Origin of the sequence: Thiothrix litoralis, assembly GCF_017901135.1 — a bacterium.
Taxonomy (GTDB): Bacteria; Pseudomonadota; Gammaproteobacteria; order Thiotrichales; family Thiotrichaceae; genus Thiothrix; species Thiothrix litoralis.
In genome coordinates this window covers 236,616-249,399 of the sequence record NZ_CP072801.1, presented here as the reverse complement: position 1 = coordinate 249,399, position 12,784 = coordinate 236,616, and the positions used below count along the sequence as shown (strand labels likewise).

The 12,784-nt window shown below is 53.6% G+C and carries 12 protein-coding genes; 6 read left to right on the top strand and 6 right to left on the bottom strand.

The features are described from left to right. The first annotated feature begins 97 nt into the window (after positions 1-97). Together J9253_RS01250 and J9253_RS01245 are read left to right on the top strand one after the other, a co-directional pair. The gene (locus J9253_RS01250) at positions 98-1,948 is read left to right on the top strand and encodes a heavy metal translocating P-type ATPase (RefSeq protein ID WP_210222948.1); all 1,851 of its coding nucleotides are present in this window, start codon (positions 98-100) and stop codon (positions 1,946-1,948) included. Positions 1,949-1,984: 36 nt separating this feature from the next. Then, complete coding sequence (locus J9253_RS01245) at positions 1,985-3,256, top strand: chorismate-binding protein (RefSeq protein WP_210222947.1); 1,272 nt, start codon at positions 1,985-1,987, stop codon at positions 3,254-3,256. 18 nt (positions 3,257-3,274) lie between these two features. Here J9253_RS01245 and J9253_RS01240 read toward each other — a convergent pair whose 3' ends face one another. Continuing rightward, positions 3,275-4,426 carry an RNA-guided endonuclease InsQ/TnpB family protein gene (locus J9253_RS01240; protein WP_210222946.1) on the bottom strand — a complete coding sequence of 384 codons (1,152 nt, stop codon included), beginning with the start codon at positions 4,424-4,426 and terminating at the stop codon, positions 3,275-3,277. A gap of 173 nt (positions 4,427-4,599) precedes the next feature. Between J9253_RS01240 and J9253_RS01235 the strand changes: the two genes are divergently transcribed. Then, positions 4,600-5,373: an SDR family NAD(P)-dependent oxidoreductase gene (locus tag J9253_RS01235; protein WP_210222945.1), complete on the top strand. Its 774-nt coding sequence runs from the start codon at positions 4,600-4,602 to the stop codon at positions 5,371-5,373. A gap of 194 nt (positions 5,374-5,567) precedes the next feature. After that, positions 5,568-5,732 carry a hypothetical protein gene (locus J9253_RS01230; RefSeq protein ID WP_210222944.1) on the top strand — a complete coding sequence of 55 codons (165 nt, stop codon included), beginning with the start codon at positions 5,568-5,570 and terminating at the stop codon, positions 5,730-5,732. 318 nt (positions 5,733-6,050) lie between these two features. Here the strand turns inward: J9253_RS01230 and J9253_RS01225 are convergent, their stop codons facing one another. Next, positions 6,051-6,941: a DMT family transporter gene (locus tag J9253_RS01225; RefSeq protein WP_210222943.1), complete on the bottom strand. Its 891-nt coding sequence runs from the start codon at positions 6,939-6,941 to the stop codon at positions 6,051-6,053. 126 nt (positions 6,942-7,067) lie between these two features. On the opposite strand from J9253_RS01225, the gene J9253_RS01220 reads away from it, so the two are divergent. Continuing rightward, a complete protein-coding gene (locus J9253_RS01220; RefSeq protein ID WP_407701803.1) occupies positions 7,068-7,712 on the top strand; it encodes a DUF6988 family protein in 645 nt (214 codons plus the stop codon). Between the two features lie 72 nt (positions 7,713-7,784). After that, positions 7,785-9,686: an AAA family ATPase gene (locus J9253_RS01215; protein WP_210222941.1), complete on the top strand. Its 1,902-nt coding sequence runs from the start codon at positions 7,785-7,787 to the stop codon at positions 9,684-9,686. Positions 9,687-9,695: 9 nt separating this feature from the next. Here J9253_RS01215 and cobB read toward each other — a convergent pair whose 3' ends face one another. From cobB to J9253_RS01195, 4 genes are all read right to left on the bottom strand, one after another. Further along, the gene (cobB, locus tag J9253_RS01210; protein WP_228291468.1) at positions 9,696-10,406 is read right to left on the bottom strand and encodes a Sir2 family NAD+-dependent deacetylase; all 711 of its coding nucleotides are present in this window, start codon (positions 10,404-10,406) and stop codon (positions 9,696-9,698) included. 23 nt (positions 10,407-10,429) lie between these two features. Continuing rightward, a complete protein-coding gene (locus J9253_RS01205; protein ID WP_210222939.1) occupies positions 10,430-10,840 on the bottom strand; it encodes a putative toxin-antitoxin system toxin component, PIN family in 411 nt (136 codons plus the stop codon). Then, positions 10,837-11,163, bottom strand: coding sequence for a ribbon-helix-helix domain-containing protein (locus J9253_RS01200; RefSeq protein ID WP_210222938.1), 327 nt, complete (start codon positions 11,161-11,163; stop codon positions 10,837-10,839). The genes J9253_RS01205 and J9253_RS01200 overlap by 4 nt, the downstream gene beginning before the upstream one ends. Positions 11,164-11,400: 237 nt before the next feature. Beyond that, the gene (locus J9253_RS01195) at positions 11,401-12,714 is read right to left on the bottom strand and encodes an HAD family hydrolase (RefSeq protein WP_210222937.1); all 1,314 of its coding nucleotides are present in this window, start codon (positions 12,712-12,714) and stop codon (positions 11,401-11,403) included. Positions 12,715-12,784: the final 70 nt, after the last annotated feature.

The following is a 12,784-nucleotide window of genomic DNA, read 5'->3' as shown; positions in this document are numbered from 1 at the left end:
GTATTCTGCGTTAAACTGCGCGGATTATCCGACAAAACTACCGAACATAGGGCGGCTTCGCCACCCGCGCTATCCTCCCCGACCTGAAGGACGGGGTTTGCCACGCAACCTGATCAACCGACGCATCGGCAGAGCACTGCTCACTGTCAAACTTGCCCTGTTAGGGGCAGTGGTTTACCCCCCCCTGTCTTGGGTAAGTGCTGCCAGTTTGCTTGCACTCATGTGGCCATTGTTTCGCCGTAACTTCCGTATTTTGCTTGAAGAACGGCGATTCAAATACCGTTTGGTAGCAACCCTGTCAATCTTTAGCAGCTTGGCTGCTGGGTATTACGTGGTCAGCAGCCTGATAGTGGTCGTAGTCTTTTCCGCCTTCAAGCTCGCTGCCCGCACCGAAGCCTATTCTCAGGCTGCAATGATGAACACATTTGCCTTGCAGCCGCCCACTACGGTGTGGATACAAGTGGCTGGAATGGAAACGGAAGTCAGCTTTGCCGAAGTGCAGGTCGGCGACATCATTATCCTGTCTGCCGGGCAAACCATCCCGGTCGATGGGCATATTACTGAAGGTGCAGCAACCATTGACCAGCATGTGCTGACAGGGGAAGCCCAGCCGGTTGAAAAAACCTTGGACGACACCGTGTTCGCCAACACGCTGGTGCTGACAGGTAAAATTTACGTGCAGGTCGAACAGACCGGAAATGATACGGCGGCAGCACAAATCGGCAATATCTTGTGCAACATGACCGCTCAACGGCTCGAACACGAAGCTCGCAGCGAACAACTGGCCGACAAGTTGACACTCCCTGTCTTGGCTGCTAGTGGTCTGGCGATGGTAACGATTGGCCCTGCGGGAGCCGCCGCCATCATGAACAGCGGTTTCGGTTCCACCCTGTTTTTCTCCGGGCCTTTGAGTATGCTCAGCCACCTGAACCTAGCTTCCCACCACGGCATTCTGATCAAGGACGGACGTTCGCTAGAAAAACTGCACAGCGTCGATACCGTCGTCTTCGACAAGACCGGCACACTCACGCTGGAACAGCCTGAAGTTAGCAGCATCCATTGCTGCGCGGACTGGCCGGAAGCTGAGGTACTGACATTTGCGGCACTGGCTGAACACCGCCAAACCCACCCAGTCGCCAACGCTATTCTTGCCGCCGCCGAATGGCACGGGCTGGAAATGACACCTCCTGATGACGCCGCCTACACCGTCGGCTTCGGCGTACAAGTCAACCATCAGGGCAATACGCTTCAGGTCGGCAGCCAGCGTTTCATGCAACAAGTCGGCGTTGAAATCCCCGCCACGCTGGAAGAGGTCAAGGTGAATTGCCAAACCAGCGGCAACTCACTGATTTTCGTGGCAGTCAACGGGCAATTGGCCGGTGCACTCGAATTGCAGGCACAACTGCGCCCTGACACGGTGGAACTGGTTAACAAACTGCACCAGCGCGGCCTGAAACTGTGCATCCTTTCCGGCGACCATCGGCAACCTACTGAGCATTTGGCGCGACGGCTGGGAATTGACGATGTGTTTGCAGAAGTCCTGCCGGAAGGCAAAGCCGACAAGATCCGTGAATTACAGGAAGCCGGGCGCACCGTGTGTTTCGTCGGCGACGGCATCAACGATGCAATTGCCCTGCAACAGGCCGATGTCTCGGTATCGCTGCGGGGCGCAACGTCTGTTGCGACCGACAGTGCGCAAATCGTGCTGATGAATCAATCCTTACAGCAACTCGATCAGTTGTTCGAGATTGCTGACGGTTTCAACAAAAACCTCAACCAAACTATGCGCATAGCCTACATCCCCGGCAGCGTGCTGATTGGTGGGGTATTCCTGTTTCATTTCGGCATGACGGCCGCGTTGGTGCTGTATGGCTCGGGTGTCACCGCCGCCATGAGCAAGGCATTGTCACCGTTACGCCAACTGTCAAAACCAAGCAACAAGCCATGACAATGATCACCGGGTAAGGAGCAAGAGAGGCCATCCATGAGCAAAATCCTCGACTACGAAACCTATCAACGGTTCGGCAAGGCTAGAAAAACCAGCGCTGCCGCCCCTGACCCGGTTGCTATCCTGCACTGGCTGCGGCAACAAGGCATTATCCAAGCCCCTTACTACCTGCATATTCACACAGGCCGGGCAGAAATCGGCTGGCAAGCCAAGGAACACATCGCTCTGCTGGATGGGGAAACAGACACCGACTGGGTAGCCGCGCTCAAACGCATCGGCGATCAGGCTGCCGCCCTTAACAGTAAAGCCTTCGGTTATGTTGGCTTTGATGCTTGGGATAGCCAGCAAGGCATTGCCCCGGATAACAGCACCACTTTCCCGCTGGTACAGTTTTTTATCCCCGAACACCGTTTGTGCGTAGAGGATGGACAGATGGAGTATTTTGGTGCTGATAACCGCCTGCTCGATCTTGCCCTGCAAGCCCCGCCTTGCCCAGCCACCGCTTTATGCCCCGTATCCCCCGATGTGGGTTATTCGGAACAACGCTTGATGCAAGCAGTTGATACCGCCACACAAGCCCTTACCGGTAACGTTACCAAGGTAGTCCTGTCACGTTATTTGGGCTTTGACTACGATGCTGACCTGCTGGATTTATTTGCCGAATACTGCCTGCGCCAGAAATACGCCGATGCGGTACTGATGGATTTTGGCACTGTCGGTGCTGCTATTGCCTCCCCCGAACTGCTGGTGAAGGTAGATAATGGCAAGGTTGCCGCCAACCCGCTGGCAGGCACCAAAACCCGTAGCGCCAACCCGGCAGAAAACCAGCGCATCGCCCAAGCCTTGCTCAACGACCGCAAGGAACTGGCGGAACACACCCTCGCGCTGGTGCAGATGATGAGCGAACTGCATCCGCACTGTGAGCCGGGTTCGTTGGTCATCAACCGCCTGCTGGATGTGATTCAGCAAAAGAATGTCATGCACCTGAGTTCGGAACTGAGCGGCGAACTGGCAGAAGACAAACACTGTATCGACGCCATGCTCTCGCTATTCCCTAGCGCCATGGTCAGCGGTGTACCGAAAGCTGCCTCCATTGAACTGATCCGTGAACTGGAACAATTCCCGCGTGGGCTGTTCGCCGGTACGGTCGGCTGGGTATCCGGGCGTGATTGCCGCTTTGCCTTGACCATTCGCGGCATGTACAAATACGACAAACGCCTGTTTGTGCAAGCGGGCGCAGGCGTGATGGCAGAGTCCAGCCCTGCACAGGAAAACGAGGAAATCAGATTGACTTCCTCCCCTCCCTAAAGGAAGGGGATTCCTAATTCATCGAGAACAGGACAACGACACCGAAATGCCATCACCACTAACATTCTCTCCAAAGGCTAGCACCGCCAGTCCGGCGGCTAAAATGTTACGTGCTGCATTCACGTCACGGTCGTGGGTTGCGCCACATTCCGGGCATTCCCAAGACCGCACGTCCAGCGGCATGTTTGCTTTCACGAACCCGCAGCCGTTACAGCGTTTGCTGGAAGGGAAGAAACGGTCGATTTCGACATACGTCCTGCCTGCCCAGTGGGCTTTGTACGCCAGTTGGCGGGTAAATTCCCCCCAACTCGCATCCGCAATGTGCTTGGCCAGTGTCGGGTTCTTAATCATGTTCTTCACAGCGAGGTTTTCAGCGCAGATCACTTGGTTCTCGTTTATTAATCTGCGGGACAGTTTGTGTAAGTTGTCCGAACGGCAATCGGAAATCTTCGCGTGAACACGGGCAACGTTGCGTTTGGCTTTCAGCCGATTCTTGCTGCCGAATTTCTTCTTGGCAAGACGGCGTTGATACTTCGCCAGTTTAGCCGCGTGTTGGGCAGTGTGGCGGGGATTGCCGGACTTAAAACCGTCAGAGGTGACGAACAAATCCTTGATGCCCACGTCGATGCCTGCCTTTTTGTCGGTGACGGGCAACAGCGTGGGTTCAAATTCACACAAGCAAGACACGAAATAGCGTCCGGCCTGATCTTTGGACACGGTAACGGTGGTCGGGGCAGCAGGAAGTGGCTGGCTCCATCGAATGTCCAGCGGCGCAGCGCACTTCGCCAGCTTCAATTCACCGTTGCGGAATGTAAAAGCACGGTAAGTAAATTCTGCCGACTGTCGGTGCTTTTTGGATTTGAAGACAGGGTATTTTGCCCTGCCCTCAAAAAAGTTCTTGAACGCGGTTTGTTGGTTCCGCAAGCATTGTTGCAGCGGAACACTGGAAACGTCGTTCAGAAAAAGCAGTTCGGGCAGCTTCTTGATGGCTGTCAACCGCGCATTAGCATCAAGGTAACTGACCTTTTCATTAGCCTGATAGTAAGCATCGGTACGGTAACGCAAGATGCTGTTATACACGTAGCGCACACAACCAAACGTCTGCGCCAGCAACGTTTCTTGTTGTGGGTCTGGGTAGAATCGGAATTGGTAGGCGCGTTTTGCTAGCATAACTCACAGTATAGTTCATACCGTGTGATTTCTGTGTGTTTAATCAAGATAGCTTAACCAAAAAGAGGAGCGAGAAGAGGGTCGGCTAACGCCGACGCGCTATCCCTCCCCGCCCTGAAGGACGGGGTATCTCGCGCAAGATGGATGAACATGTACGCAAAGCAGGCTAAATCATGAGTGAATCACAGCGGCTGGCTGTCATTACCGGCGCTGGCAATGGCATTGGCAGATCTACGGCGCTAATGCTGGCAAAACACGTCAAGACCCTAGTACTATTGGATACCGATGCAAACAAGCTCGCCACCTTGGCAAACCAATTGACAGCACTGGAATACCCCTTACAGATAGATATTTATCTGCTGGATGTCACTCAGGAAATGGCGGTACAAACGGTGTTCGGAGAGATTGCAAACAAGCATTCGCGGCTCGACATCCTCATCAATGCCGTGGGTGGCGGTACAGCGGCAGGCAACCCCGGTGCCAAGCTGGAAGACATGGAATTGTCGCAGTGGCAGGGGCTGCTTGACCTCAACCTGACTTCAACCTTCCTCTGCTGCCGCGCTGCCGTGCCGCTGATGAAACGTCATCAGTATGGCAGGATCGTCAACTTTTCTTCGATTGCCAGCCACGGGCGGCGTGACAAGGTGTCAGTCGCTTATGCCGCATCCAAAGCTGGAGTAGATGGTTTTACCCGTAAACTGTCGCGGGAAGTTGGCTCGTATGGCATTACCTGTAACGCGGTTGCCCCCGGCATTACCCTGACCGAGCGGGTCGATGAAAAATTCTGGCAGGTGCGCTCGGCAGCAGAGAAAAATGACGTATTGGAGTCGATACCCGTGGGTCGACTTTCTACCCCGGAAGAACAGGCGGAAGTGACGGTGTTTCTGGCCTCTGAAGCAGCCAGTTATGTAACGGGGCAGATTGTTGAAGTCAGTGGGGGAATTTGATCCCAACCCAACCATAATGCAAGGTATGCTATTCTGAAGGCATCCAAACTTCAGGATTTTCCCGCATGATTCGATTTCCTTACGGCATCATTGGCATTCTCGCGGCTGGGCATAGCCGTCTCGCAGGAGGAATCCTCGTTCTTTAGGGCGGGGAGGATGTCAAGTGGTCGATTCGGAAACGGCGCTATGCCGACTTGTTGGTACTGGTGATCCGCCCCAGTATGCGCCAGTACCCTACCCTGCAACAATTGCAGTATTACCACGCCGTATTGGCAGAAAAATACCAGGAGCCACAGCGGCTGCATTGTCTTGCCGTGGTAGCTTTGGGTTTTGACCGAGTGGTGTGGCAGGCACTGTAAATTGCAGCCGCTTCATTGGCAGGTGCAGGGTGTGACCGGAAGTGCTGCACCCCCACTCGATTCCATGATGTTCAAGAGGGATTCAATCCGTTCCTGAAGCGCGGGATGACGGGCAATGCGTTGGCTTGTCTAACAGGCGGGGACTCGTTTAATGGGAATATTAACCGGATATTAGACCATGCATCACTTCCGGTCACACCCCCGCGCCACACCGCAATGGCATGGCTAAAAGCCGGTAACATTCAGGCATCCTTGGCGATTATTGCACTGCAATGGCTGGCGCTGGAGAAGCCCCTGGCGTAATTCGGTGACTAGTGGTCACGTTTCAGTCGTTTCCATAGCGTGCATTTTCCCCGAAAACAGGCTGGAAGTGATAATCATGGCTGCACCGACCCATTCCTGCCAATCCATGCGTTCCTGTGTTAACCAAAACGCAGCAATAGCGGCGATGATCAATTCAAACAGAAAAATGACGTTGGAGCGGCTGGCAGGCACGAGGGTAATGCCGTATTGCACCGCATAAGTCACACTGCCCAGTGCTACGGCTAGACCCAGCAATATCCAAATTGCATTGGGCGTAAAGACCTGCAAGCCACCTTGGAAGGGCACGAAAAACAAACCAACTCCCGTTAATATCGTCACCCCCAGCCACACAGTCAGGGTTTTTGCGCCATTGCTTACATTCGTGCTTAAGTAGCGCCCCGCGACAATGCTCAGAGCAAAGGTTACGCCAGCGGACAAGCCAAACCATTCCGCCTGATTCGCAGGCAAACGCCCATCGGGTTGCCACAACATCACCAGCGCCCCGCCCAGCGACAGGGCGACAACCAGCCAACCGATGGCGTTCAAGCGTTCCCGCAGCAGGAACCACGCGAATAACACCGTCCACAGGGGTGAGAGGTAAAACAGCAGCAGCACCCGCATGACTTCACCCTCCAACGCCCCGAGGACATAGCCAACATTGCTCCAGCCAGAGGTTAACCCCAAGATTACTAGCCAGAACCAGTGGGCACGCGCTTGCCACAAATCCTTGGCATACCACCAGCCGACGACCAGTGTGGGTAATAAGAAGGCGATACAGGTTGCGGTTAGCCCATCCACCCCCATTTCATCCAGCAAACGGAAGGGATACCAAAACAAACCCCACAGGGTGGCAGAATAAAACAGGGTCAACAGCGCAACGGTGTGCTGTAGGCGGTGTGAGGGCATAAAGGTTTCCGAATAATGCTAAGGCTAGCCAGTTTACTGGAAAGATGGTTTTGTTTTGGCGTTATAATCGTTTTTGACAAGCTGATCCAACTTGATGATTCAGCAAAGGTGATTGTATTGACCGAAATGAACGATGAACTCAAGAATCTGCTGTGGCGCTCGATCGAGCTGGAGCTGCGTTTATTGCGTTTCATGCAGCTAAACCGTGCTGACCAGACTGACCGTACCACTTCCAGCCGGATTATGTGCGGGATTGGTTTTGAACATGCCGAAAGCGTCAAAATGCTGATTGCGGGTGGAAATTTTACCTCGGCGATCAGCTTGTTGCGCCTTCAATACGAAGCCTTGGTACGTGGGATATGGCTGCACTACGCCGCGACAGATACGGTCATTGCACGTCTGATGGGTGAGTTCAACCACGAAAAAGCCAACCGGGCTGACAGGCTGCCGCTGATGGCACAAATGGTTCAGGAGCTGGAAGGCAAGCCACCCGCAGGGGATATGAAGCGGTTATTACAGTTTAAGGAATACTCATGGAAACCGCTGAGTTCCTATGTGTACGGCGGTATCCATGTGTTGCACCGTCACAGCAAGGGCTACCTCCCAGCCCTGCTCCATCAAGCGGTCAAGGCCTCCAACGACGTTTCGATAATGCTGGCGCTGCATTTGGCGCGGCTTTCTGGCAAGGAGAAGCCCGTATTGCTTGTTCCTCTCCTTGAACAAAAGTTTGCGGATTGTTTGTTGGAACGTCGCCCGCAAGCCAGTGTCTAAGAAAACGCCGAACTCTGAGGCAAGTGCAATTTTTTACAGCCTTAGCGCTGCATTTTTATGTAATATTACCCCATGCTACAACTAGACAAAACCCATATCCAAGCCCGCAAAGCCGAGCTTGAAGCCGCCAAGCAAGCCCTTAAGCAGCATTTCGTTGGGATAGATAAAATCATCGACGAGTTGATGGACTGCATTCAGGTCTGGTATTTAATGCCGGAACTGCTCAAGCGCCCGGTGATTATCAACCTGTGGGGCATGACCGGGGTAGGCAAAACCGACTTGGTGCGCCAACTGGTCAAACACCTGCATTTTCAGGACAGGTTTGCCGAAATCGAGCTATCGAATACCGGGCAAACTTCGTGGAGCTCGTCGGTGTCAGCGGTGCTGGATGATTACGGCTTCCACAACGGCAAGCCTTGCATCGTGCTGTTTGATGAAATCCAGCGCTTCAATACCATTGATTCCAAAGGTGAAGCCCTACCACAAACCAAGTTTATGGATTTCTGGGAATTGCTGTCTGACGGGCATTTGTCTAAAAAGCAAAAGGACGACCTCGACAGTTTCCTGTACGAATATTACCAGCGGGAACGCAATGCCCAACGCCGCCGCAGCAAGGGTGATAAAGACGACGAGGAAGATGTCGGCCCCGCGTACATCAGCACTTGGGATGCGATTAACCTGAAAAAAGCGCTGAATCTGGATATGGATGTCGGCGATATGCTCGACATTACCGAAGAAGAAATGGTCAATATGATCCTCGCTGCCAAGCGCAAGAAGGTGATTTATGAACCGATTAACCATACCCAGACGCTTATCCTGATTTCGGGCAACCTGGATGATGCTTTCCAGATGGCGCATCAGGCGGCAGAAGCGGATGTGGATGCGGATATTTTCCACGCCTTCACCACCAAAGTGACGCTGATGGACATCAAGGATGCGCTGTTACGCAAGTTCCGCCCGGAACAGGTGGCGCGTTTTGGCAATATCCACCTCGTTTACCCCAGTCTGCGCAAACAGGACTTCAACACGCTGATTACGCGGGAAGTTAACCGGGTGCAGACGGATACCGAGCAGCGCACCGGCATCCGGCTGGTGACGGATGCGAGTATCAATCGCCTGATTTACCGTAATGGCGTATTCCCGGTGCAAGGCGTGCGCCCGCTGTTTTCCAGCGTGACCGATATTCTGGAGGTCAATCTGTCGCGGCTATTGCTGCAAGCGTTGACCGATGATGCTGATGAAATTCACCTGCATTATGATGAGGCGCAGCAAAAAATCATGGCGCGTTTGGGAGATGCGACGCTGGAATACCCTTACGTGGGGCGTATCGACAAAATCCGTCAGGACAATACCTTGGCTGCCGTAGCCAATATCAGCGCCCACGAAGCGGGTCATGCGGTGGTTTACATGGTGCTGTTTGGGCTGATTCCGCTGCAATTGCAAAGCAAGGTTGCCAGCAGCTATGCCAGCGGCTTCACTTTTCCACACCAATTGCACCGTACCCGGCGCAGCTTGCTGGACATGATTAAAGTGTATCTGGCGGGCGGGGTTGCCGAGGAATTGCTGTTCGGGTATCAGGAGGCTTCCACCGGGCGTGAAAATGACCGCGAACGCGCCACCGAACTGGCGATGGATTATGTGCGCCGCTACGGTTTCGACGACGAATTTCAGGCCACTTACACGATTGAAGATTACCCGCACCGCATGAATACCACCGTCACCGATATGGACGTGGAAAAAATGATGATGCGGCTGGTGAGTGAAACCAAGGAATTGCTGGGGCAATATGCTCATTTCTTGCACGCGCTTTCCAACGCGTTGGCGGATGCGGGCAAGCTGGAAACGCAAGATGTGGCAGCAATTGCGCAACAGCACGAGGTTCAGGCCGAGATCAAGCCAGAAGGCCATTTGCATATCGCCGATTACGATGTGCAGTTGCGCAAGCCCTTGGTATGGCGCGGGCGGAGTAGCTGAGTAACCGCGTTACTGGGTTGAATTCAGTAGCTGTTCCACAAACGCGGGCACGATCTGGCTGGCCAAACCGTTGATGGACTCGTCGAACAGCTCGCTGTTGTTGGTGGGGTCAAGGTTCAGTTCTACTGTCCTGACGCCTTCTTCCTGAGCAATTTTGACCAGCCCTGCCGCCGGGTAAACCAGCCCGGAGGTGCCGATGGCGATAAACAGGTCGGCTTCTTCCAGCGCCCTGAAAATATCTTGCATCTGGAGCGGCATTTCATCGAACCAGACAATGTGCGGGCGCAAATTGCCGGGGCGCTGGCAGCAGTCGCAGATACTGTCGGTATCAATATCATCCAGCCAATCGTAGACCAGCCCGCTTTGCTGGCAGCGGATTTTGGCGAGTTCGCCGTGCATGTGAATCAGGTTTTGGCTGCCCGCCCGTTCGTGCAGGTTATCGACATTTTGCGTGACCAGCAGCACCTTGCCGGGGTGTTCGCGTTCCAGCTTGGCAAGTGCCAAGTGCGCGGCGTTGGGTTGAACCTTGGGGTCATGCAGTTGCCGCCGCCGGGCATTGTAAAATTCGTGTACCAAGGCCGGGTTGCGCTCGAAACCGTCAGGGGTGGCGACATCTTCGATGCGGTGTTCGTGCCACAGCCCGTCGCTGGCACGGAAGGTTTGGATGCCGGATTCGGCGGAAATCCCCGCGCCGGTGAGAATGACGATGTGTGCGTGCATGTTCATAATGGGTATGTGTTTGGTTAGGTGATTATTCCAAGTAAGTCCAGAAAACGCGCGGGTTTAATGGCTTGTGTGACACCATACGGAGAGTCGGGAAAGTCCTGCATGTTGCCAGTAATCAGGTAGTCAGCTTGTGTAGCCATCGCCAAGTCGATGTAGGGTTGGTCTTTGGGGTCTGGGGAAAGCACGCTGGATTCAGGTACATTCGCCACCAATGTGCCACCCGAATACACCGTAAATAGGATTTTCTGCATATTTTCCTGCTGTGCTGCAAATTTTTTCCGTGATAGCACATCCTGATACTCGCTCAAAATGGCGATACTGACAACGACCTGTGCTTCTCGTAGGGCGTAGCGCAAGACTGCATTGCAAACCCGACTTTTCAGACCGGCTGAAACCAATATATTGCAATCAAGGATGATTTTCATCATTTGCCTTGCCGATGAGCGTTGGTTTCGGCGATAGCCGTTTGCATAATGTTGTCTTCTTGTTGCGCTGTTGTACTTGCTGACTCCTTGATCATGTTGTCAAAGAAAGCATCACGCCCAGCAGCAGTTGCCAGTGTTGGATAAGCGGCTTGTAGTTGCGCCATTTTTTGTAACACTTTCTCCGTTTCTGAAAGCTTTTGCTTTTCCAATGCTTCCCGGATTAGGGTGCGTACATAGTCGCTGGCATTGGAAAAGCCGCGTGATTCTACTTGGTTTTGCACGAAATCTTTCAGTGCGTCGGAAAGTGAAATGTGTAAGGTTGCCATGATCTACCTCTCTTGTGCAGTTCTCTAATCATAGCGCTATGTAAATCTTTGTCAAAGTTTTACATTTTCCTGCCTACATTTCCTTCTAACAACGCGACTTCCCCCGCATCCAGCCCAAACAGCGCATAAAGTAAGTTCTAACTTCGTAGAACCCACCGCGAACGGCTGGGCACATTGCTGTTATCAAGCGGGGTAAGGAATTAATTGCCGTTGTTACGCAGTGTGTTATTCATGCTATTACTTGTCTGGTGCAGCAGCATATCTGCGTCGCCCCCTCTGACACTGACCGACCAGCAAACTAGGATCGACGACTTGCCCCTTATCTTGAGGAAGCTTCGGCAGCCGCGCACTCCCCATCCCCAACATCAGCCCCGCATACGTAAATATCACCGAATACACCAGCCCGAAATCCAGCAACAAAGTGGTAGCAATATCCACCACATCCACCCCAATCGGGGCAAGCAGGTTGAATTGTTGGCGGCTGGCAAACGTATCCGCCAGTTCAAATACCGTCAGCACAGGCAATAAATCAGCACGGGGCAGCAAAATGTGCGGCACATTTCCCTCTGTCAACACTTGATGACGGTGCAAAATGGCAAGGTTGGCCGCCTGCATCGCTGGCAAATCATTGTTACCACTACCGACGTAACCGACCGTCTTGCCTTCCTCCTGCCATTGCCTGATCAGCCCTGCCCTATCATCGGTATCAGCAAACACGTACACCGCACGCTGTTGCTGACGCAATGCCCGCACGATTCCCCCAAACTGCCCGCATACCACGGTGTCATGCAGGATACGTCCATCAAACACCACGGTATCGACCTTGTGAGCCTGATCCAGCAACTGCGGGTGGGTTAGCAAAATATCCTGTTCCAAGGCGTGGCGCATGAATTCGTGGGCGGTGTATGGCCCCAGCTTGCGCAAATGCGAGCCAAAGAAGGTTGTCAGGAAAGCCGCCGAGCGATTGATCCCCAATACCGGCGTACTCAACACACACGTTGCCAACATCAGTGGGGCAGCGCGTGACCCCATACGTTCGCCCAACTGCTGGGCAGCGGTCGGCTGCTGGGAAGTTTGCTCCAGCCAAGCCACCAAAGGCTGTGCATCCTCGCCAAAACGTTGCCGGAGAGCCTGTCGCCACGCTGCTTCATTACGTACCTGTATCCGGTGCATCAGGGTATGCAAACCCGCATCCAGTGCCGCAATAAAGGTATACCCCATCACCACACACACGCCTAAACGTGCAGTAGTCAGCACCTGATCATTAACGCGGCGTTCTTTGCCTACCACCTGGCCAGCCTCGCGAATCACCGGCACAAACAAGTACAGCGATACCGGCAAACTCAGCCACCCCAACACGGGCAGCGCCAATAATCCTCCGGCAGCAGCCACACCCAGTGACGCGGCTGATACTACCATCTCACGATCAGCTTGTTGCACATCCGTAGCGGCGGGCTGACGCGCAAACCATGCGGGCTTTTTGACACGCTGCAACGCCTTACCACTCGCATACAGCACCCCACCTGTCATCAATACTGGAAGCCAAATCATGTGATTCCCTCATGTCATACCAGCGTTATTTGTACAAAATTTTAACCCAACCTACACAGCACAAAGTGGT